The organism is Pseudoalteromonas sp. Cn5-37 (assembly GCF_021532495.1).
Classification (GTDB): Bacteria; Pseudomonadota; Gammaproteobacteria; order Enterobacterales; family Alteromonadaceae; genus Pseudoalteromonas; species Pseudoalteromonas simplex.
Genome location: NZ_JAKGBA010000027.1, coordinates 1 through 21,997, shown reverse-complemented (window position 1 = coordinate 21,997; position 21,997 = coordinate 1). Strand labels below are relative to the sequence as shown.

The window sequence follows — 21,997 nt, the reverse complement described above, 5'->3', positions numbered from 1 at the left end:
TCTACTCGCTTTATAAACAATGTAAATGAATATTAGTCATCGCTCTAGTGCCTTAATGCTGTTGTCTACCCTCACTCTAGCACTGAATGGACTGGTTACCCAGCTGTTAACCCCCATGTTGCCAATTATTTTACTGTTATTTTTAAGGTTGCTATTACCTGGTTGTTTAATGTTAGCAACAGCGCGAGCACGGTTTTGGCATTATGTTAGCTTTTCTGCATTAAAAAATGTGATGCTACGCGCTATTTTTATCACCTTGTGCCAAGGTTTTTTTATTTTGGGGCTTTACAAACTTACGTTAATTGAGGCGGTTGTGTTGTTTAGCACTGGGCCTTTGTTTATGCCACTGCTTGAAAGTGTGGTGTATAAGCGAGAAATCGACTTATTTGTCGTGCCGACTATATTGTTAATGATGATAGGGTTGATCATTCAAAGTATGACCGACCAAGGGGTTACGTTACGTTGGGAGCTATTAATTGGTCTGGCGGCTGGCTTTTTTAATGCTTGTTCGCAATTGTGTTTATTTCAAATTAGTAAAGAGAAAACCCCGGTTCTGGTTGCCAATGGTTTTTGCTTTTTAATTGCAGCACTATTCAGTACGCTATTTTTTATTCTGCCGCTGTTTGTTGGAGGGCTAAATGCTGAGCTCGCAGCAGGCAGCTTGGTGTTTGAGAGTGCTTGGTTATTATTAGGCTTATTAGTGTTATTAGCGGTATTTAGTAGTGCTACGCAATACTTTAGAAGCTCTGCATATAAACTAGTTACTACCGGCTCTGAACTAGCGCCGCTGATTTATACGTCAGTGGTGTTTTCATACCTTCTTCAGTTAACCATTCTAGATAGCCCGGTAAATGGGCAGCAATTAGTTGGGATTAGTTTTATTGTTATTGCTTGTTTAATGCAAACAAAGCGAAACCGCAGTTAAGTTTCGCTTTCATCACTGTTTTCTTGTAACTTACTGAGCAACAAAAATAATAAGTAGGTTGTTATGTCTGGGTATGCTTTTGTTAGGCAAGGAGTAAAGCCATTTTTAATTGTGGTTTTGGTATTGTTGTTCGTTATTTATATATATTCTTCACGAGAAGCTGCAATCTTTGCAACCAATTCAGAGTCATCAAATGATACAACAGCTTCGCAGCACGTTGAGGCACAAGTAAACATATCAGCCACAAAGCCTGATACGAGTTTGTTAGCTGATGAATCTGCTGAGCAAGTGAGTGAAGCCAATGATAGCCGTGAATTTATTATCAAAAATGCACCGAAATGGCGTTTTGATGGTGTGTTTATTGACCATTTTACTGAGCTAAAGCAACGCGCTAAGCAAGGTGATGCTGAGGCTAACTATCTCATCGCACAAAATCTTAAGTATTGTTTTAATGCTCCTTTAGATGCTGAGGCGCTTGAGGCAACATTAGCCGAAAGCTATGAGTTTAGCGATGCTGGTGATACGCAAAACCGTGTTTTAGAAAAATATGAGTATTGCGAAGGGGTTGATTTAGCAACGCGGCGGTCTTTTTACCGTTATTTGGCAATGGCAGCAGAACAGGGCTCTGCCTTTGCGCAGCAAACGTTTGCTGGGCTAACTCCCGAATTTTACATGAAGTCGCAATTTCCTGAGAAGTTGTCACGTGCCGAGTTCATCAAAAATCGTGATGGTTTTAAAGAGCGTAAAACCGTATTTTTAGAGCAAGCTGCGAAGCAGGGCAGTGAACAAGCGCTGATGAGTTTAGCGAGCATGTATTACAGCGAACAAGTTGGTGAGCATAGTGCAGCAAAAGCCTACGCTATAAATCGACTCATCATGGAAATCACGCAAAATAACGATGTGTATAATCGTTATGCGTGGTTTGAGCAAAGACAATACCCGACACTTTCAGATGAAGAGCTGAGTATCGCGAACAATTTGTTTGATCAATGGCTTTTGCAAATAAAGCAAAATGGTACATTATATCTAAAGCACTGAGTACCCAAAGAATTAATAACCCAAAGCAAGGATGGCAATGATGTTTGAACCAAACTATGCAAGTTACACTCTTGAAGAGCTGTGAACATTGTGAAGTTACAGGGATTGTTGTAGAACATTTGAGCTTCTAAATAACAAGTAAAAAAGGAACAAATAGAGCTTTAATTGTATGACTTTTAGTTATATAGTCTTTACCTAACCTTAGGGGAGTAGTCTCTTAGATTAAGATGAACGTCAACAGTCTCCGAACCAATGTTCGTGGCGTTCATGTCCGCAAGCCGGATTGACAAGACCTAAGGCACGTATTGGGTTCAATGGGCGACCTTGATGCGTGTCTTATAGTTCTTCGCCCTAAGGAACCGTCTCGTGCTTGTTACATTTCTAGACCATTTATATGGTTATTTCTGTCCTCTTAAATCGGTTTATTTATCACATTTTGCTTTGCAACCCTTCTGTTGGAGAGCACTATGACCTTATTTATCCTTGCCATTTTAGTTGGTTTTGTATTGCTGATTTGGAGCGCCGATCGCTTTGTTGATGGTGCAGCTGTAAGCGCAAAATATGCAGGTATGCCTAGTTTACTCATTGGTATGATTGTGGTTGGGTTTGGTACGTCAGCTCCTGAGATGTTGGTATCGGCCATGGCTGCTGCTGATGGCAGCCCAGAGCTTGCTTTAGGTAATGCGCTGGGGTCAAACATTGTCAATATTGGGCTTATACTAGGGATAACAGCGCTGATTGCCCCGATTGCTGTTCACTCTAATATCGTTAAAAAAGAACTCCCATTATTGCTTGTGGTGAGTGTGCTATTTGCATTACTGATTGTTGATGGTGGCTTATCACGTTTTGACGCAGGTGTATTGTTACTTGGATTTTTTAGTTTTATGGGGTGGAGTATTTATTCTGGCCTTAAAAGCAAAAATGACAGCTTAGCAACAGATGTTGAGCAAGAACTTAACGTGCAAACAATGTCACTTAAAGCAGCTATTGTTTGGCTGGTAGTTGGGCTTGTTGTACTCATTATTAGCTCAAGGCTATTGGTATGGGGGGCAGTCAGTATTGCTGAGATTATGGGTATTAGCGACCTCATTATCGGTCTCACAATTGTGGCACTTGGCACTTCGCTCCCTGAACTTGCAGCTTCAATTGCCGCAGCCAGAAAAGGTGAACACGACATTGCCATTGGTAATGTGATTGGCTCAAACATATTTAATATCTTGGCCGTCACAGGTATTGCAGGGATGATAGCGCCAGCTGTTAACCTTTCACCGGATCTATTATCGCGAGATTGGCTGGCGATGCTCTCTCTTTCAATTTTTTTATTAATTTTTGCTTATGGGCACCGAGGTATTGGCAGGGTAAATCGCGCTGAAGGTATTGGTTTATTACTGATTTTTATTGCCTATAACGCATGGCTTTTATTTTCAATTTATCAATAAATGCAATTTCGAATTTAAAAAAAATCAAGGATTTTTATGAAACAAACCCTCAATGAATTTTGGCTCAATAACTCAGAAACAATCATAGCGCTAGGGTATAAATTGATACTCGCAATTGTTATTTTAATTGCCAGTGCAGTGCTTGCTAAGTCAGTGAAAAAGGCTATAAAAAACTCCAACGCGACGCTTAAAAAAGTTGATAATACCTTGCTGCCTATTTTGTCGTCTGTGGCAGGCTATGTGGTGTATATTATTGGCGGGGTATTTATTTTAGATATCTTTGGCGTGAATACGGCAAGCCTTATTGCCCTAATGGGGGCAGCAGGTTTGGCGATAGGTTTAGCCCTTAAAGACACCTTAAGTAATATTGCAGCGGGCATGATGTTGCTTATATTAAGGCCATTTAAAGTTGGTGACTTTGTTGAGATAGGCTCGATGCAAGGTACTGTCTCTGAGGTAAACCTATTCACCAGTGTTTTTCAAACGATTGATGGTCTTTATATTGCGTCACCTAATGGCATAGTGTGGGGTAACAATATTAAAAATTTCACCCGAAATGGCAAACGCCGAATGGATATTGTTGTGGGTATTTCATATGCCGATTCAATCGATGATGGCTTTGCGGTGCTAAAAGATATTGCCGCGAACGAAAGCCGTTTACTTAGTGAACCGGCGGCGCAAGTGATGGTGACAGCCATGGCTGAGAGCTCGGTGAATATTCAGCTAAGAGCATGGGCTAAAAATGAAGACTATTGGCAAACCTATTGGGATTTAAACAAACGTGTCAAAGAGTCAATCGAGAAAGCTGGCCTGACAATTCCTTTCCCACAACGTACTTTACACATACCTGAAGGCGTGGTGACAAAGAAGTAACTTTACTAATGTTAGTAAGTAAATCTGGTTAGTCGATTTACTTACTATACTTCTTTAAGCTTTTTTAACAAACTTAGCGGTTACCATCATTTCACCAACGCCATCGACTTTACAGTCTAATTCGTGGTCTTTTTTATCTAGCACACGGCGGATCACGGCTTTGGTGCCAATTTTAATAACTTGCGAGCTGCCTTTAATTTTTAAATCTTTCGCAACAGTCACTTTGTCGCCATCAGCCAATAAAGTGCCATTAGCATCTTTCACATTGATCACATCATCGGTATCAACCGCATTGGGGTCCCACTCGTGAGCACACTCTGGGCAAACTAAACTGTTTTGATCTTCATACACGTATTCAGAGTTACATTGTGGGCAAGGAGGAAAAGACATAAATGGCACCATGGTTAATTATAAAAGCGTATTTTAATGGCTTATTCACAGCATTGCGAGTTTATCTAAAGCACCTCATAGAAAGTAAGTATGTGCAAACTCGCAATTGTAATGCTGGAGTGTTTTCGATAATTTGGTTATTGTGAGTTAATTAGAACAAAGAGCACTCACAATGAAAAAAGTTATTTATTTCGTTACCTTATTATTCTCATCATTCACATTTGCAACGACGTCGCCGTACAGTGGGGAAATTACCGCTGAGGATTTACTCGCACAGTATCCTGCTTTTGCTAAAGAGTATAAAAACTATTCACCATCTGAGGATGATTTAAACACGATTAAAACGCTCAGTGGTAAACAAGTATTAGTATTTTTAGGTACGTGGTGTCATGACTCTAAGCGTGAAGTGCCTCGTTTACTAAAGTTACTTGATGGTTCGGGTGTAAAGCTGAAATCACTCCAATTAATTGCGGTTGGTTACGATAAGCTTGACCCTGATGGTTTAGCTAAGCAGTACGACCTTCGTTATACCCCAACGTTTATTGTAAGCTCTAACGGCAAAGAGTTACTTCGAATGATTGAAAAGCCTAAGCACAGCATCGCGATGGACCTTACTCGTTTGTAATAGAGTTGTTTGCTTGAGCAAAGTAGCTAAAGTAGTTGTTGCTCATTATAATCATGGCTATAAACCACTTAGAGAATGTTATATGTCTCAAACTGTTATAGAAGCCATAGATGCAGCGAATGCTGCAGATCCCAATCGTGTTAAGCATGCTGGGCAAGCGTTAGCTAAAGAATCTTTATATTCAATGCGTATGACCGATATGCTTAACCGTTTTAATCCGCAAGCCGATGAACTAATGCATATTGCTGCACGGGGCCAACATATTGAACGCTGGCGCTCTCCTCGCAGTAACTTCCCTGTGGGTAAGCAAGGTTATTATCAATGGCGCACTGCTTTATATGATTTTCATGCCGAGCGTGTAACAGCCCTTATGAAAACCGCTGGTTACTCAACGGGTGAATGTGAGCGCGTATACGCAGCCGTGGCTAAAAAGAATATAAAGCGAAACCCTGATAGCCAATTGATTGAAGATATCGCAAGCCTTGTATTTATTGAGCATTACATGCTTGATTTTGCAACTAGCAAGCCTGATTACGATGAGCAAAAATGGTTGGGTATTATTCGTAAAACTTGGCAAAAAATGTCAAACGAAGCACATGAATTTGTGTTAGCTGGTAACATCAGCTTACCTGAGCCGCTTAAACCGATAATTACAAAAGCGCTAAGTTAAATTTAAAACAAGGAAGGTCTATGTTTTGCCCGCGTACTAAAACAGCACTTGAAGCAGTGAGCATTGGCGATGTTAACGTGTATTTATCAAAAAGCGGTGGTGTATTTTTTGATAATCGACAAATATTCCACTTTAGCGATCCAAGTTTAAAACCAGCGCAAGTACTGGTGGCTCATTTACAAACACTGCCAACAGAATGCGTTGATTTAGCAAAGCGAATTAATTGCCCGAAGTGCCCAGACGTGGTGATGATGCGACGCTTTTTCACCCCACTAAAAGTGGTTGAAATAGACGAATGTCCAAACTGTGCTGCTATTTGGCTTGATCACGGTGAGCTTGAAAAAATACATGAAAATCATTTAACGCCAAAAGAGCGTGAAATGCTACGTATTGATATGGCCAATAACCATGGTTTTATTCAAGTTAAAATCCCAAAAAGGCGCTACTCAGTCCATGCTAAAAAGCCTGAGTCTAATGCAACGTCACCTTTAGAAAAACTAGCAGAACTTGCATATTTATCGATTTTGAATGACTGATAATTTATATAAAACGCCTGAAGCTGAGCTCACTCGCAAACCTGTCTATCTCTCGAAACCTCGAGATTTAGAGTTTTTTGATGTGATGTTCTCTTTTCATGGTCGCCTAAATCGAAAACAGTTTTGGTTCGTGCATGGGTTTTATCTTGTGATCCAAATAATTGCTCTAGTTGATATATTTTTATTTATTGGCATATTTATTTTATTTCAATGGCCACTAATGGCTTCTCAAGTCAAACGCTGGCACGATATTGGAAAGTCAGGCTGGAATTGCTTAATTTGGTTTGTACCTTTTGTTGGTTTAATTATGACACTATTTGAAGCAGGGTTAAGCAAAGGTCATTTGCTCAGGAATCAATATGGTAGTTCGCTTTACAGGGCAGAGTAAGTAAATTAGCGGGTTGTGAATTTTGTTTGATGGCATACACTTTAAACCTAACTAAATAAATTGATCAGGTAACCTATGCTAATAACAATAATATTGGTTTCAGTGTGGGCGCTGTTAATGCTGCAAGAGCTGAGTATAAATACTATCAATCGGTTAAAACTATAGAGCCGGAACTGTGGCAACAACTAGGTGCGCCGCGATTTTTAAAAGTACCTATGGTGTTCGTATCTAAAAAGGGCTTAGCACTTTTAAATTCCACGGAGAACGAAACTGTGCGAGCGAATGCAAAAAAACATCGCCAAGCTGGGATTTTGTTTCTTTCCTATGTGGGGTTGGTGCTTGTATCGGCAATCGTATTTTTTAAACTTGCTTAATTTGAAGCCTGTACCAAATAAGATACAGGCTTAATTAGTTATTAAGCGTTAAAGCTTAACCAGCATTTTTCCTTTATTTCTACCTTCGAATAGACCAAGAAATGCATCAACGGCGTTTTCGATGCCGTGGTATACCGTTTCTTCAGATTTAACTTTACCTTCGCCGATCCACGCGCCCATTTGTTCAATAAACTCAGGGAACTGATCAAAATAATCAATCACGATAAAGCCTTGCATGGTGAGCTTTTTCGAGTTGATATAAAAGAGGTTGCTTGGCCCTGGCTGTGCAGTGTCGTTATTGTAACCTGAGATCATGCCACATACAGGAATACGGCCGTAATCGTTCATTACATTGAGTGCAACTTAAAGTTGATGCTGAAGAATTAACGGCTAAGTTAATGTCACGCTCAAATATGAGTTTGGAGCGAATCGAGTTATTACGCGAGTTAACCCTTGAGCTGCATACTGACCTAACAAAAACGGACCTTACAAAAAGCTAATCTTCTACTAAACACACTAAAGTGCCCTCAATAGCCCGAACATACGCATAATGCTGGGCGTCTTTTTTAGTTGGCGGGCACAATGGCTCAGCGCCAGCAAGCACAGCTTTATCGTAACTTTCGACTAAATTATGGCAGCTGAATCTTAGCTCAAAACCAAGAGCAGGCTGCTTAGGGTGGGCGCGAATATACCCTTGCTTGAAATATGCTTGCGCATGCGGGTGGGTCGCAAAGGCAAGTTTAACGGAACCTGTAACAAGCTCACCGTATTCGGCATCGTCACTGATATGGTTGGTATTTAAACCAAATGCTTGATAGTAAAAGTCGAGTACTTCTTCTACGTTATCGACGTAAATAACCTGACTTAAAAAGTCCATTTATGCTGCTCTATTTATTATTCGTTTATTAAATAAAGCATAGTTTCAGCAATAAAAAAACCTTGTAAGTCATACTTACAAGGTTTTTGCAATACTTAAAGCTTAGTCGTAGTAACTAAGACTTGTTGCGGTTTTCCTTCGCAAATGCACGAATCTTACGTTTTTGCGATAAAGTCACTTTATTAGTGCGACCCGCGTACGGGTTGTCGCCTTCTCTAAATTCAATTTTGATTGGCGTGCCCATAATACCTAATGCTTTACGGTAGTAGTTCATTAGGTAGCGCTTGTAGCTATCTGGTAAGTCATGAACTTGGTTACCGTGGATCACGATACGTGGAGGGTTATAACCACCTGCGTGAGCATATTTAAGTTTTACACGACGACCGCGAACAAGTGGCGGTTGGTGATCGGCCTGTGCCATATCCATGATACGACGCAGCATCGCTGTGCTAATACGTTTAGTGGCTGATTCGTACGCTTCGTCTACTGATTCAAATAAATGACCCACACCGGTGCCATGTAAAGCAGAGATAAAGTGTAAACGTGCGAAATCGATGAAACCTAAACGACGGTCAAGTTCTGACTTAATACGTTCTTTAACGTAATCGTCTAGGCCGTCCCATTTGTTAACAGCCACAACCAATGAACGACCTGCGTTTAAGGCAAAACCTAGTAAGCTCAAATCTTGATCAGAAATACCTTCGCGCGCATCAACCACAAGCAATACCACGTTAGCATCTTCAATCGCTTTAAGGGTTTTGATCACAGAGAATTTTTCTACAACATCGCTTACTTTCTTACGTTTACGAACACCTGCGGTATCAATAAGAATGTACTCTTTGTCGTTACGTGTCATCGGAATATAGATAGAATCACGGGTTGTACCCGGCATATCGTAAACGATTACACGTTCTTCGCCTAAGATACGGTTTGTAAGTGTTGACTTACCAACGTTAGGACGACCGATAATTGCAAGCTTTACTGGCTTATCAGCAAAGGCTTGCTGGTTGTCTTCGCCTTCTTCATCTTCGCTGTAAAGATCAACTAATTCGTCATCACTTTCTTCAAGCTCTTCAGCTTCGCCTGCAAGTTCGGCAATGACTGGCTGTAAAGTTGTTTCAAGTAGCTGCGTGATACCACGGCCGTGAGCCGCTGCAATGTGATGTACGTCACCTAAGCTTAACTGGTAGAACTCAGCACAGTACGAGTCTGCATCAATACCATCGACTTTGTTTGCCACAACAAAACATTTCTTTTGTTGTTTACGAAGGTGATTCGCAATTGCTTGGTCAGCGGCGGTCATACCTGCGCGGGCATCAACTAAAAATAACACGATATCGGCTTCTTCAATTGCCAGAAGCGATTGCTCAGCCATTTCAGTTTCGATACCTTGCTCAGAACCGTCAATACCACCCGTGTCTACCACGATAAATTCATAGCCATCGTAATCAGCTTGGCCATATTTTCTATCTCGTGTTAAGCCTGGAAAGTCGGCTACGAGGGCGTCACGAGTACGTGTTAAACGGTTAAATAATGTGGATTTGCCCACATTGGGTCGCCCAACAAGAGCGATCACGGGAAGCATAAACTACCTCTTAAAAAAACAACAAAAGGCTTCGCCAAGCGAAGCCTTAGAAAAATAACGTTTACTATTAGTAAGTTAGTTTGGAATTTTAACCGCGCTAACTTCACCATCTCGGGTGTATAAAATTAATTTGTCACCGGCAACAACAGGCTCAATAAAGAAACCTGAGCTGTCAAAGTCTTCGCGCGATACAAGCTCGCCCGTTTCTTTGTCTAACCAGTGTAGGTTACCTTCTTGGTCACCTAGTGCTAAATATTTACCAGCCACAGTCGGGCCTGTTAAGTACCAGCCGCGCAGTGCTGGTTGGCTCCAGCGCTCAATACCTGATGTTTTATCTAGACCGTAAATAACACCATCGCTATCAACAACATAGATAGACTGGCTATCCATCGATAAATCACGGTAGCTGCTATATTCACGTTTCCAAACAACATTACCTGAACGAATATCAACGGCTGCTAAGTTACCATTATAAGCGATTGCATAGGCGTATGGGCCGCTAATTAATGCTTGTGTATCTACATCAACTAAACGTTCAAACTCAGATGCACCCTTTGGAGAGGCAATTTCAGCATTCCATGCAGAGTAGCCGTTTTCTGAAATTAATACGCTCAGTTTACCTGTTTCAAGACCTAGTAATACACCGCCGTTTGCCACAGTTGGTGAACTTTGACCACGTAATGTCAGTGGTGGTACTTCTTGTTCGAAGCGCCAACGTTCTTCACCTGTATCTGGGTGCACTGCTAATAATTTACCAGAGCCTAGGTTTACAAAAATTAAGCCGTCGCCTGCAGCAGGTTTAGCAAGTACTTCGCCAGGCATCGTTTTACGCCAAACAATTTCACCTGTTTCACGGTCTAGCGCGGTTAAGTAACCATGCTCAGAACCAACAAAAATTTTGCCGTAAGCTTGTAATATACCACCCGATAACTTGGCACTTTCTGTGGTTTCCCAAGGCCAAAAGGCAGGGTTTTCACGCACATCGGTTTGCCATAGCGTATCGCCATTTTCAAGCGATAAGGCTTCAACTTCACCTTCGCGGTTTGCTACATACACAACATCGTTATGAATAGCCGGCGTTAAGCGCGAGAAATAATGCTGAACACCGTCACCAATTGATTCTTGCCATACTACGTCTGTCTCAAACTGATTAACAATTTCAGGCAGTACCAGTTCTTCTTCGTCATCACTTGACGAACACCCAGTTAGGGTTGCGATACACAGAGCAAGTGTTGCCGCTGTTAACTTCTTCATCTTAACCCCTTACGCCGCTGGGCTAGTTTGTGCTAAGTCATCAAGTTTAATTTGTAATAACGGGTTGTTTTCAAGGCCGCCATTATCCGCAGCAGCTTGGTATTGGCTGCGTGCTTCTGCTTTATCGCCTTGTGCAGCATAAACATCGCCTTTTAATTCAGCGACTGCAGCAGTAAATGATGCTGGAAGCTGGGCGTTTAGCGTTGTTAACGCTTGCTCATATTGCTTTTGCGCAAGGTGAACACGAGCAAGGCGCGTTGTTGCCGTTGCTTTAAGCTCAGGGTTTTGCTCGTTGGTGATGATCCAGTTAAGCTTTTCGCTTGCCGCATCAAGGTCATTCTTTTCTACGGCTTCTTTTGCCGCAACAAATGCTGTTAGCGTGCTGTAGCTTGACTCGTTATTTTCTTTAATAAACGTATCCGCTTTTTCTAGCACGGCACCGCTTTCAACAAGTTGTGTGAAAGAGTCAGATGCTTTCTCAGCTGTGGTGATTTGGTTTTGGTTATAAGCTTTCCAACCATATAAACCACCTAAACCTGCAACAATACCAATTGCAAGTGCTAAACCATTTTCACGGAAAAAGCGTTTGATCGCTTCTTCTTGTTGTTCTTCTGTTGAATAAATTTCCATGCTTACCTCTGTTGCTAGCTGGGCTTAAATAAGTTCAGCTAGTAGCGTTTTCGCTTCTTCTAGTTTTAAGGTGACTTGTTCTTTACGCTCACGTAAGTACTTAATAGTCACAACGCCTTGTTCTAATTCATCTTCGCCGATAATAACTGCGACTAGCGCATCGCTTTTATCTGCGCGTTTTAATTGCTTTTTAAAGTTGCCACCGCCTGCGTGCACCATAACACGAAGACCTGCAACATCTTTACGTAACTGAGCGGCAATGATAGGCGCTTGAATGCTGGCTTTATCGCCCATGGCTGCCAAATATACATCAGCACTACGGCGGATGTCACCTACACTTTCTAGTGCTTGAAGTAATAACACTAAACGCTCAAGACCCATTGCAAAACCTACCGCTGGTGTTGCTTTACCGCCAAGTTGTTCAACTAGGCCATCGTAACGACCACCGGCACAAACGGTTCCTTGTGCGCCTAGGCTATCGGTTACCCACTCAAAAACGGTGCGGTTGTAATAGTCAAGGCCACGTACAAGCTTTTCATTTACCGTGTATTCGACGCCAGCAGCGTCTAAACGTTCACATAAATTTTCAAAATGTTCTTTTGATTCAGCATCTAAGTGCTCAGATAGTTTAGGCGCATCAGTTAAAATGGCTTGTACATCAGGGTTTTTGCTATCTAACACACGTAAAGGGTTGGTGTGCATACGACGCTTAGAGTCTTCATCAAGTACATCGACGTGTTGCTCTAAGTAAGCAACAAGTGCATCACGGTAGTCTGCACGCGCTTCATTTGAACCCAATGAGTTAAGCTCAAGACGAACGTGCTCACTGATACCAAACTCTTTCCATAATTGGGCTGTCAGCAAAATAACTTCTGCATCAATATCAGCAGTGGCAATGCCGAATGTTTCTAAACCAAATTGGTGGAATTGACGGTAACGGCCTTTTTGTGGACGCTCGTGACGGAACATCGGGCCCATGTACCATAAACGTTGTTCTTGGTTATACAGTAAACCGTTTTGATTACCTGCACGTACACACACTGCGGTACCTTCAGGGCGAAGAGTTAAGTTATCGCCATTACGGTCTGCAAAGGTGTACATTTCTTTTTCGACGATATCGGTTACTTCACCGATAGAGCGTTTGAATAGGTCGGTTGATTCAACAATTGGAAAACGAATTTCTTGATAACCAAACGATGAAACTGTTTCACGTAAAATGTCTTCTACTTTCTGCCAAATTTGCGTATCGCCTGGCAGACAATCGTTCATACCACGAACTGCCTGAATTTGTTTTGCCACTGATAAATCCTAAATACTGTACGTGCGCTGAAAAAATCGCGCCTCAAGAAAAACTAAAAATTGACCCGCTATTATACCGTTTGGGCTCTAAAGGTAAACGGCAAACCCAAGGGTTTGCCGAGTATATGCGAATTATTCAACGATTTTGATGTCGATTGGCGTTTCTTTCTCTTTTTTAGCGATAAAGTCACGCACATAGCCTTCAAGTTGGTCAACAATATTATCGTTATCGATACGTGCTTTTTGGCGCTCACCATTGATATATAAGCCAGAGCGACGGTTCGCACCAGCAAGGCCGATATCACTAACCAGCGCTTCGCCAGGACCATTTACTACACAACCAATCACCGACACTGACATAGGCTCAACCACGTCTTCAAGGCGCTCTTCAAGTTGGTTCATGGTGCTTACCACATCAAACTCTTGGCGTGAGCAGCTAGGGCAGGCAATAAAGTTAATGCCGCGTGAGCGAATGCGTAATGATTTTAAAATATCAAAACCCACTTTGATCTCTTGTACCGGATCGGCAGCAAGTGATACGCGTAATGTGTCACCAATGCCTTCGGCAAGTAGCATACCTAAACCAACAGCCGATTTAACAGAACCTGAGCGCATGCCGCCTGCTTCGGTAATACCTAAATGCAGAGGCTGGTCGATTTCTTTGGCAAGTAAACGATATGCACCAACCGCTAAAAATACATCTGACGCTTTAACGGATACTTTAAATTGGTCAAAGTCTAAACGTTGTAAGATCTCAACGTGGCGCATAGCTGATTCAAGTAAAGCTTCTGGCGTTGGTTCACCGTATTTTTCTTGTAAGTCGCGCTCTAATGAACCGCCATTAACACCAATACGAATAGGGATGTTATGCTCACGGGCTGAGTCTACAACGGCACGAATACGCTCTTCGCTACCGATGTTACCCGGGTTAATACGCAAACAATCCGCACCATACTGAGCCACTTTTAACGCAATACGGTAATCAAAGTGAATATCTGTTACTAGTGGAATTGTGACTTGTTCTTTAATGCTTTTAAATGCTTCAGCTGCTTCCATGGTTGGTACAGACACACGCACAATGTCGGCGCCGGCATCTTGAATAGCTTGAATTTGTGCAACCGTTGCATCGATATCTAGGGTGTTGGTGTTAGTCATCGACTGAACGGCAATTGGTGCACCATCACCAATTGGCACATTACCTACGTTAATACGGGTCGATTTTCTACGTTTAATAGGAGATTCTGAAAACATTGCGGTTACTCTGATAACGGTAAAGTAAATTTAGCTAAGCGATTTTTGGCAAAATGTGAGGTATCGACAGCTTGACCTTGAAAAGTAATATCGACTACTTGGTGTTTGCCGAGTACCACACTAAATGGCTGTGGGCCGGTTACTGTCATCACGTAACCTGCTTTTTTAACACCAAAAGCAATACGATCGCCGTTGCCATCGTGAATTTCTACCCAGCTATCTTCATTGAAGTGCATCACCACTTCGCTGTGCTCAGGATCAGCTTTTTTGGTTTGCGGCTGAGCAGTTAATTGGCTTTGTGATGCAGCCTGATTTGCTGCTTCGTTGTTAGTTATTGGCACAGTTTCTTGTGGCTCAATAACTTCTTTGTCTTCTGTAGGCAATTGAACTGTTTCTTCAACTGGCGCTTCGTCTGCCATATTAGTGGTTAGCTCATTACTTTCAAGCTGATTTGGCATCGTCGTTGTTACCGGCTCTTCGATACTTTGATTACTATTTTGCCACCACCAAACGACCGATGAGCCTATAATGACAGCTAAAATAAAATAACTGAACAGCATTAAACGGCTATCGTTTGCTTCTTTTTCGGTGCGACGAGAGAAGCTCTGCATATTAGATTTTTTAGCTGGCTCAACATGCTCAGGTAACAATTCAAGCATGGCTTGGCTATCTATTTTTAGCTCGCGACAATAGCTTCTGATATAACCTTTTACGAAGGTTGCAGGGCCTAGTAACTCATGTTCGTCGTTTTCTAATCGTTGTAATTGTAAAACTGATAATTTTAATGCACCAGCAAGCTGCTCAAGGCTCATTCCTGCATCTTCGCGGCGTTTTTTTAGCGCCTGGCCGAGCGTTTCTTGTGGTTGTTCTAAATTGTTTTCTTCATTCATAATGCGTATGAGTCTGGATCTACCAATAAAAGTCTATGCCCAGGCTTAAGGGCAACATCTGGGCTCAATTTGTTCCAGCGCATTAATTGATCGATTAATACGCTATGCTGCGTGGCAATGTCGTACAAAGTATCACCAGCATTAATGTCGTGATAAATATTCGGATCATTTAAATAGATGCGAGTACCGTTTTGTACGCGATCCGATTCTTTTAAGCCATTCCACAGCAAAATCTTCTGTAGTTTAACATTGTATCGCACTGAAATGCTAAATAGGTTTTCACCATTTTCAATAATATGGTAGGGGATATTCAGCGCAGGTACACGTGGGTTGAGCATGGGTAATTGTATTTGTTCAGAAGTCACTGAGTACGAGGTTTGACTCGTTTGGCCTGCATAGTTGGATTCTTCGCTAAAGACATTTTCATCTTTTTCAGGCTGATAAAATATCACTGTGCTTTCATTTTTGCTGACAGCTTTTGCAGAAGTTGAAGTTTGTTGCTTAATCTCAGGAGATGTGGGTGCCCCAAAAGATACAATAGTGACTTCATCGTTAGCAGCTTTAGGTGTTGATATACTTTTCTTTTGTTCTGGTGTTTTTATCGCAAGCGCATTAACAACAGCTTCAGTATCGACAGGCTTAGTTGCAGTTGATGCTATTTTTTTTGACGATTCAGTCTTAAAACCCGAAGCTTCGGGCTGAATCTTTGCTTGCTCTACAACTAGGGCTGGCATGTTTGCAACAGATTGGGTTGATTCGACAGTTTCTTGTTCATTAATTGCAGGCACTTCTGACTTTTGCTGATTCGTAGCATATACTTCTTTTGCATTAGAAGTTTGTACATCTGTCTTATCTACAATTACTGTTTCATTCGCCTTTGTTGGGGCTTTTCTTTTTACGATTCGGATCTTTGGTTGGTCCTTGCTAACCGATGAGTTATCGCTTGAAATCTGGAGCTCTTCGAGTTGAGCTTGACGATATTTTTCTCGTAATATTTCAAACTCTGAACGTTTAACCTGCCCAGAAGAAATGGCTTTAGCTTCGTTTGAGCCGGGGTAAGTTTGTAAAATGATACCTGCAGTTGCTTCGGCTTTTTCTATGTGTCCCATACGTTGCTGGATAAGATAGCTGAGCATAAGTGCACGAGGTGTTACGCGGCCTGTTGATTCGTATTTTTCAATAATATCTTCAGCTTTATGTAGATCGCTTTTTGCGTAATACAAACCAGCCAAGCTTATCATTGAAGAAGGGCGCTGCGAGCTGTGATTAAGTGCTGATTTTAGGTATTTTTCCGCATTTTCGAAGTCATCAAATTCAATCGCACATAAAGCTAAGTTTTCGTAACTTTCAGCTACACGGATATAGCTAGGAATTGAAATCGCTTTAAGAAGCTCTTCTGCAGCGCGGTCATACTCACCAATGCCACACAAAAATACACCATAATTGTTTAAGGTGTTTGGATCATTAGGGGCAATTTTTAATGCGCGCTGATAGGCTTTATCGGCAAGTTCTGGTTCATCAACTTGTTGATAGTAATAAGCTAAAGAGTAATGAACTTCAGGGAGGTCAGGTGCAAAATCTGCAGCGCGTTCTAAATTATATTTTGCTTGTGAGTTATTGCCTGTTTTTAAGTACTGTAACGCAAGGGCGATACGGGTACGGGCAGCACCGGTATTGTTAACTTGTTTTTCAACAACGGGTCTGTCGCTACCTTCGTAGCTGTTTTCTGTAACACACCCTGTTAATGCAAATGCACTAACAGTAATGGCAAGTATAGAACGCATTACCTAATCTCTTCTTTGATTCCGTATGCCTATCTTACCGAAAAGCCTTTGTGTTGCATCTATTATTTTAAAAATAACGAGTTTGCCACAAAGGCTTAACTTCAAAAGTTACGCTTATGCTTGGTGAATGTTTACCGCAATTGCGTTATCTTCGCGCATTTTCTTTTTCGCTAAACGTTTAGTACGGTCAACGACATCACCCACTAATTGACCACAAGCTGCATCAATATCATCACCACGAGTACGGCGAACGATACAGGTAATACCTGCTGCTTGTAATACTTTAGAGAAGCGGTCGATACGGCTGTTACTCGAACGGCCATATTCATTACCCGGGAATGGATTAAACGGGATCAGGTTCACTTTTGAAGGTGTACCTTTAAGTGTTTTAACCAATTCGTGGGCTTGATCGGTACTGTCGTTCACACCTTGTAGCATAACGTATTCGATAGTCACATCTTTGTTTGCTTTAGAACCATCGATATATCGACGACATGCGGCTAAAAACTCTTCAATTGGGTACTTTTTATTAATTGGTACTAGTACATCTCGCAGCTCATTGTTTGGCGCATGCAGTGAAATAGCCAATGCTACGTCAATCTTCTCTTTTAATAGATCAAGCGCAGGAACCACACCTGAGGTACTTAATGTAACGCGACGTTTTGATAAACCAAAACCCCAATCGTCCATCATAAGTTCCATTGCTGGTACGACGTTTTTAAGGTTAAGTAATGGCTCACCCATACCCATCATTACAACGTTAGTTACAGGGCGCTTAGTACTGTCGCCGTCTAAACCAATATCTTTCGCGACACGCCAAACTTGGCCGATGATCTCAGACACCGCTAAGTTACGGTTAAAGCCTTGTTGAGCCGTAGAGCAGAAGGTACATTCAAGGGCACAACCTACCTGTGATGAAACACATAAAGTTGCACGGTCTTTTTCTGGGATCCAAACAGCTTCTACTTCTTGGCCACCTTGTAGCATCAGGGCGTATTTAATAGTGCCATCAGTCGCTACTTGTTTAACTGAGATTTCAGGAGCAACAATTTCACATTCAGCTTTTAGTTTTTCTTTTAGCTTTTTGTTGACGTTTGTCATGTCGTCAAAATTGTCTACACCAAAATGATAAATCCATTTCATCACCTGATCGCCACGGAATGGCTTTTCACCGAATGATACAAAAAGCTCACGCATTGCATCTCGGTTTAAATCTAATAAATTAATCTTTTTTTCAGTGGTCATGAAACAACCTCAATCAGTGACGGTGGTAAGTAGTTCGGGTGCGCGATTGTACATTATTTAATCGACTTAGTCATTAGCTAAACATATTTACAATAAGCTTAGCTAATGACTAAAAAAGGGCCCGAAAGCCCTTTTTCTTCTGCATCACAGACTTAGCTGTGAACTCGAAATTAACGAGTACGTGGGCAGATTTCTTCGTCAGCGAAGAAGTATGCGATTTCACGTGCAGCTGATTCAACAGCGTCAGAACCGTGAACAGCATTTTCGTCGATGCTGTCTGCGTAGTCAGCACGTAAAGTACCAGCTAGTGCTTCAGCAGGGTTAGTAGCACCCATGATTTCACGGTTTTTAAGTACTGCGTTCTCACCTTCAAGAACAGTAACCATTACTGGACCAGATGTCATGAACTCAACTAAAGCACCGAAGAAAGGACGCTCGCTGTGCTCAGCGTAGAAACCTTCAGCTTTTTCTTTTGAAAGGTGAACCATTTTAGCTGCAACGATTTTAAGACCAGCAGTTTCGAAACGGTTGTAGATAGCACCGATGTGGTTTTTAGCAACTGCATCAGGTTTTACGATTGAAAAAGTACGCTCTAAAGCCATCTTTATGCTCCAATAATTTTAAATTTAAAAGGTTAAATATTAACGGGCGCGAATTATACGCGCTTTACGTGAAAATTCCTAATTTAATTAAATAGTCATTTGATGGCATTTTCATGAATCTAAAAATGTTCAGCGAAATGAGTATGAAATGCGAACACCTTTTACAGTTAAGCACTTGTTTCCACAATGAACTCAGCGTGGTTACGAGTATACATAGCGTGTGTGATATCACAGAAGTGTTTGTTAATGATTTTGATTATTACAGTGATGGCAACTATGCCTGTGTAGAGGACTTCGCAAGCGTATTACCCATTACAGCCCCTATATTTATTGAACTAAACCTAACCAAGCTCCTGAAGTTGGAAGTAGTCATATTTTTTAAATCGCTATTCGTTTTGCAAACGGCAAAACCTTTGCGCTTGAAACTGAAGAAGTGCTGTTGTTGTAGTTTTTGTAATCAAAAAATCACATTTAGCATATAATATAACTACATAATTATTAAAGAATATATGTTGTAGCTTTTTGGGCTGTTAACATTAGCAATTCCAAACCAATTACCCTGGATAGTTAATTGAGTTTGATCTAAAAAGGTGGCCATTGGATTGGTCACCTTTTTTCTTTTTATAGGCTCACAGTTGGTTTGCTAAGTTTCTATCAAGCATGATCTAGATCAATAAAATTACTGGGCAGGTTATTATACTGCCGCGCTTCATTATCGTATTAATTCATGCAACCGACTTGTACTCGGTTCGATGTGTGGAGCTTTCATGTCGTCACCTATTTTGACCCCTCGTCCTTTTACGCCTGAGTTGTTATCACCTGCGGGTAGTTTAAAGAATATGCGTTATGCCTTTGCTTATGGTGCAGATGCCGTTTACGCTGGCCAACCTCGTTATAGCCTTCGTGTTCGTAACAATGAGTTTGACCTAGATAACCTGCAAATCGGTATTAACGAAGCCCATGCGCAAAATAAAAAATTGTATGTGGTGTCGAACATTGCTCCTCACAATGCCAAGGTAAAATCGTACTTACGCGACATTGAGCCAGTTATTGAGATGCAGCCAGATGCCCTGATCATGTCTGATCCTGGGCTTATCATGTTAGTGCGTGAAAAATGGCCAGATATGCCAATTCACTTATCTGTGCAGGCCAATGCGGTGAACTATGCCACAGTGAACTTTTGGGCTCAGCAGGGTATTGAACGAGTCATTTTATCGCGCGAATTATCCCTTGAAGAAATCGCTGAAATTCGTGGGCTATGCCCAAATACAGAACTTGAAGTGTTTGTTCACGGTGCGCTTTGCATGGCGTATTCTGGCCGTTGTTTGTTATCGGGTTATATTAATAAACGCGATCCAAACCAAGGAACGTGCACTAATGCATGTCGGTGGAACTACGATGTGAAACCGGGCACTGAAAATGAAACCGGCGAAATGGTACATAAAATCGACCCTAAAGCGGTGATCCCAACTCTAGGAGATGGTGCCCCAAGTAACGAAGTATTTATGCTTGAAGAGCAGGGCCGTCCTGGTGAGTATATGCCTGCTTTTGAAGACGAGCATGGTACTTACATAATGAACTCAAAAGATTTACGTGCAGTTCAATATGTTGATCAACTAACGAAAATGGGCGTGCATAGTTTAAAAATTGAAGGCCGCACTAAGTCTTTCTACTATGTTGCACGTACTGCGCAAGTGTATCGTAAAGCCATTGATGATGCCGTTGCTGGTCGTCCATTTGACGCAAACTTATTTAAAACCCTCGAAAACTTAGCGCACCGAGGCTATACAGAAGGATTTTTAAAGCGCCACGCACATCAAGACTATCAAAACTATGAGTATGGTCATTCGGTGTCAGATAAACAGCAGTTTGTGGGTGAAGTATTAGGCCGCAACGATAATGGCTTAGTTGAAATTGATGTGAAGAATAAGTTCTGTACTGGTCATTCACTTGAGCTTATGACGCCAAAAGGGAATATTAACTTCAAGCTAGATTTTATGGAAAACAAAAAAGGCGAAGCCATTAGCGATGCAAAAGGTTCGGGCCATATTGTTAAAATCCCTCTGCCAGAAGATATCGATTTAGATCACGCAATCTTAATGCGTAATCTAGATGCCGACCAAGATACCCGTAATCCATTTAATAAAGCTTAATTGAAGATGCGCTAAGTCATACTTAGCGCAATTATCTCTTATAACTGTTGTTGCCTTAGCCTTTGCATATCTTTTTGCGGTGGCAGGCCAAATAAACGGCTGTACTCGCGACTAAATTGCGAAGGGCTTTCGTAACCAACCACACCACTTGCTTGACCAGCATCAAGACCATTGATCAGCATTTGATCGCGAGCCTCTTGTAAGCGTAAGGTTTTTAAATACTGCAATGGGCTGGTGCCAGTAATGGTTTTAAAGTGCTGGCGAAATGTTGATGAGCTCATATGCGCTTGTTTTGCTAACTCGTCAATTTGTACTGGGCGCATAAAGTTGGTTTTAAGCCAGCTCACAACTCTGACAATATGACTACTTGGTGACCCCTCTGATGCCAGTTTTCTAAGGTGAGGCCCGTGAGGTCCCTGTAAAAGGCGAATAACAATTTCTTTCATGAGTAATGGCTGTAAGCCGTCGCGAAGTGCAGGGTTATATTCAAGCTCAAATAACCGAGTGAGTGCATCAGTGAGTCCTGCATCGATATTATGAATAGAAATCGGCGCAAACGTTTCGTTGCGTGATTGTTTTGGCAGCTTAAGTTCTGCGGCCGTTTGCAAAATTAAGTTGTAATCAAGCTTTAGCACCATGGCAACAAATGGCTGGTGGCGTGTTGCTTCGGTCACATGGGATACCACAGGTAAGTCGAAAGTTGTTAACATGGTTTGCCCACCAGAGCAGGGCAGTACACTGTTTTCGACTGAAAGCATTTTTGCACCTTGTAGCACCACTGCAAGGCTTAATGTGTAAATACAATGCAAGGGGTCGGTTGGTGCGTTACGAATGTGCAATGTGAGCTCTGGCGTATGAGAGGTAATATCACCCGCTTTATTAGCGAATAACATAATCTTTTGCGCGAGTGGTTTAGCAATCTCTTGATGGTTGGTGTCTATCATGTTTAAAACTCACGGTTAGTTATCTTGGCTGTCAAATTTATTGAGCATATCTTGGCTACTAATTTGAGAGCCCATACGGCCACGATTCACGTACCTGTGGGCCTTGTTGATCAAATGCAGCTCTCTAATAAACTCACTTAACTTACTGATATTTAGGCAGACCAAGGGTGTTGATCTTATTTAGCGCCTTCACTTTGATCATCGCTTCAACCAGTTGGCGATTGT

23 protein-coding genes are annotated in these 21,997 nt (G+C 41.7%); 10 read left to right on the top strand and 13 right to left on the bottom strand.

The genetic code is table 11. The annotated features are described in order from the left end of the window. The first annotated feature begins 25 nt into the window (after positions 1-25). The 4 genes from L1266_RS18790 (at position 26) to L1266_RS18775 (ending at position 4,275) form a co-directional block, all read left to right on the top strand. Positions 26-925: an EamA family transporter gene (locus tag L1266_RS18790; RefSeq protein ID WP_235378114.1), complete on the top strand. Its 900-nt coding sequence runs from the start codon at positions 26-28 to the stop codon at positions 923-925. A gap of 63 nt (positions 926-988) precedes the next feature. Continuing rightward, a complete protein-coding gene (locus L1266_RS18785) occupies positions 989-1,963 on the top strand; it encodes a hypothetical protein (protein ID WP_235378113.1) in 975 nt (324 codons plus the stop codon). 467 nt (positions 1,964-2,430) lie between these two features. Beyond that, positions 2,431-3,402, top strand: coding sequence for a calcium/sodium antiporter (locus L1266_RS18780; protein WP_138617900.1), 972 nt, complete (start codon positions 2,431-2,433; stop codon positions 3,400-3,402). Between the two features lie 36 nt (positions 3,403-3,438). Then, positions 3,439-4,275, top strand: a complete 837-nt coding sequence (locus L1266_RS18775; RefSeq protein ID WP_054553513.1) for a mechanosensitive ion channel family protein — start codon at positions 3,439-3,441, stop codon at positions 4,273-4,275. A gap of 54 nt (positions 4,276-4,329) precedes the next feature. Here L1266_RS18775 and L1266_RS18770 read toward each other — a convergent pair whose 3' ends face one another. Further along, entirely contained in the window at positions 4,330-4,665 is a 336-nt protein-coding gene (locus L1266_RS18770) for a zinc ribbon domain-containing protein YjdM (RefSeq protein ID WP_235378112.1), read from the bottom strand. Between the two features lie 172 nt (positions 4,666-4,837). Here L1266_RS18770 and L1266_RS18765 point away from each other — a divergent pair, with 172 nt between their 5' ends. The 5 genes from L1266_RS18765 (at position 4,838) to L1266_RS18745 (ending at position 7,258) form a co-directional block, all read left to right on the top strand. Further along, positions 4,838-5,290, top strand: a complete 453-nt coding sequence (locus L1266_RS18765; protein ID WP_054553515.1) for a TlpA family protein disulfide reductase — start codon at positions 4,838-4,840, stop codon at positions 5,288-5,290. An 82-nt stretch (positions 5,291-5,372) separates the two neighbouring features. Continuing rightward, positions 5,373-5,960, top strand: coding sequence for a DUF4202 domain-containing protein (locus L1266_RS18760; protein ID WP_235378111.1), 588 nt, complete (start codon positions 5,373-5,375; stop codon positions 5,958-5,960). 20 nt (positions 5,961-5,980) lie between these two features. Next, on the top strand, positions 5,981-6,496 hold the full coding sequence (locus L1266_RS18755; RefSeq protein ID WP_054553516.1) for a TFIIB-type zinc ribbon-containing protein: 516 nt from the start codon (positions 5,981-5,983) through the stop codon (positions 6,494-6,496). After that, the gene (locus tag L1266_RS18750; protein WP_235378110.1) at positions 6,489-6,884 is read left to right on the top strand and encodes a DUF805 domain-containing protein; all 396 of its coding nucleotides are present in this window, start codon (positions 6,489-6,491) and stop codon (positions 6,882-6,884) included. The genes L1266_RS18755 and L1266_RS18750 overlap by 8 nt, the downstream gene beginning before the upstream one ends. 104 nt (positions 6,885-6,988) lie before the next feature. Further along, on the top strand, positions 6,989-7,258 hold the full coding sequence (locus L1266_RS18745) for a hypothetical protein (protein WP_235378109.1): 270 nt from the start codon (positions 6,989-6,991) through the stop codon (positions 7,256-7,258). Between the two features lie 48 nt (positions 7,259-7,306). On the opposite strand, the gene L1266_RS18740 is transcribed toward L1266_RS18745, so the two are convergent. The 11 genes from L1266_RS18740 to ndk form a co-directional block, all read right to left on the bottom strand. Then, the gene (locus L1266_RS18740; protein WP_235378108.1) at positions 7,307-7,606 is read right to left on the bottom strand and encodes a hypothetical protein; all 300 of its coding nucleotides are present in this window, start codon (positions 7,604-7,606) and stop codon (positions 7,307-7,309) included. Positions 7,607-7,754: 148 nt separating this feature from the next. Further along, on the bottom strand, positions 7,755-8,135 hold the full coding sequence (locus tag L1266_RS18735) for a VOC family protein (RefSeq protein ID WP_054553520.1): 381 nt from the start codon (positions 8,133-8,135) through the stop codon (positions 7,755-7,757). Positions 8,136-8,250: 115 nt separating this feature from the next. Beyond that, positions 8,251-9,720 (bottom strand): ribosome biogenesis GTPase Der, encoded by a 1,470-nt coding sequence (gene der / locus L1266_RS18730; RefSeq protein WP_054553521.1) that lies wholly within the window; start codon positions 9,718-9,720, stop codon positions 8,251-8,253. Between the two features lie 75 nt (positions 9,721-9,795). Then, complete coding sequence (gene bamB, locus L1266_RS18725; protein ID WP_235378107.1) at positions 9,796-10,974, bottom strand: outer membrane protein assembly factor BamB; 1,179 nt, start codon at positions 10,972-10,974, stop codon at positions 9,796-9,798. A gap of 9 nt (positions 10,975-10,983) precedes the next feature. Then, positions 10,984-11,604 (bottom strand): YfgM family protein, encoded by a 621-nt coding sequence (locus L1266_RS18720; protein WP_187489352.1) that lies wholly within the window; start codon positions 11,602-11,604, stop codon positions 10,984-10,986. 24 nt (positions 11,605-11,628) lie between these two features. Further along, complete coding sequence (hisS, locus tag L1266_RS18715) at positions 11,629-12,903, bottom strand: histidine--tRNA ligase (protein WP_058584526.1); 1,275 nt, start codon at positions 12,901-12,903, stop codon at positions 11,629-11,631. Between the two features lie 132 nt (positions 12,904-13,035). Beyond that, positions 13,036-14,154 carry a flavodoxin-dependent (E)-4-hydroxy-3-methylbut-2-enyl-diphosphate synthase gene (gene ispG / locus L1266_RS18710; RefSeq protein WP_054553525.1) on the bottom strand — a complete coding sequence of 373 codons (1,119 nt, stop codon included), beginning with the start codon at positions 14,152-14,154 and terminating at the stop codon, positions 13,036-13,038. A gap of 5 nt (positions 14,155-14,159) precedes the next feature. Continuing rightward, the gene (locus tag L1266_RS18705) at positions 14,160-15,044 is read right to left on the bottom strand and encodes a RodZ domain-containing protein (protein WP_235378106.1); all 885 of its coding nucleotides are present in this window, start codon (positions 15,042-15,044) and stop codon (positions 14,160-14,162) included. Next, positions 15,041-16,828: a type IV pilus biogenesis/stability protein PilW gene (gene pilW / locus L1266_RS18700; RefSeq protein WP_235378105.1), complete on the bottom strand. Its 1,788-nt coding sequence runs from the start codon at positions 16,826-16,828 to the stop codon at positions 15,041-15,043. Before pilW ends, L1266_RS18705 begins: the two co-directional genes overlap by 4 nt. A gap of 114 nt (positions 16,829-16,942) precedes the next feature. Beyond that, positions 16,943-18,073 carry a bifunctional tRNA (adenosine(37)-C2)-methyltransferase TrmG/ribosomal RNA large subunit methyltransferase RlmN gene (locus tag L1266_RS18695; protein WP_054553528.1) on the bottom strand — a complete coding sequence of 377 codons (1,131 nt, stop codon included), beginning with the start codon at positions 18,071-18,073 and terminating at the stop codon, positions 16,943-16,945. 170 nt (positions 18,074-18,243) lie between these two features. After that, positions 18,244-18,675: a nucleoside-diphosphate kinase gene (gene ndk, locus L1266_RS18690; protein ID WP_036972405.1), complete on the bottom strand. Its 432-nt coding sequence runs from the start codon at positions 18,673-18,675 to the stop codon at positions 18,244-18,246. 767 nt (positions 18,676-19,442) lie between these two features. Here ndk and trhP point away from each other — a divergent pair. Further along, complete coding sequence (gene trhP / locus L1266_RS18685; protein ID WP_235378104.1) at positions 19,443-20,828, top strand: prephenate-dependent tRNA uridine(34) hydroxylase TrhP; 1,386 nt, start codon at positions 19,443-19,445, stop codon at positions 20,826-20,828. 38 nt (positions 20,829-20,866) lie between these two features. Here trhP and L1266_RS18680 read toward each other — a convergent pair whose 3' ends face one another. Continuing rightward, entirely contained in the window at positions 20,867-21,772 is a 906-nt protein-coding gene (locus L1266_RS18680; protein WP_235378103.1) for an AraC family transcriptional regulator, read from the bottom strand. Between the last annotated feature and the right edge of the window lie 225 nt (positions 21,773-21,997).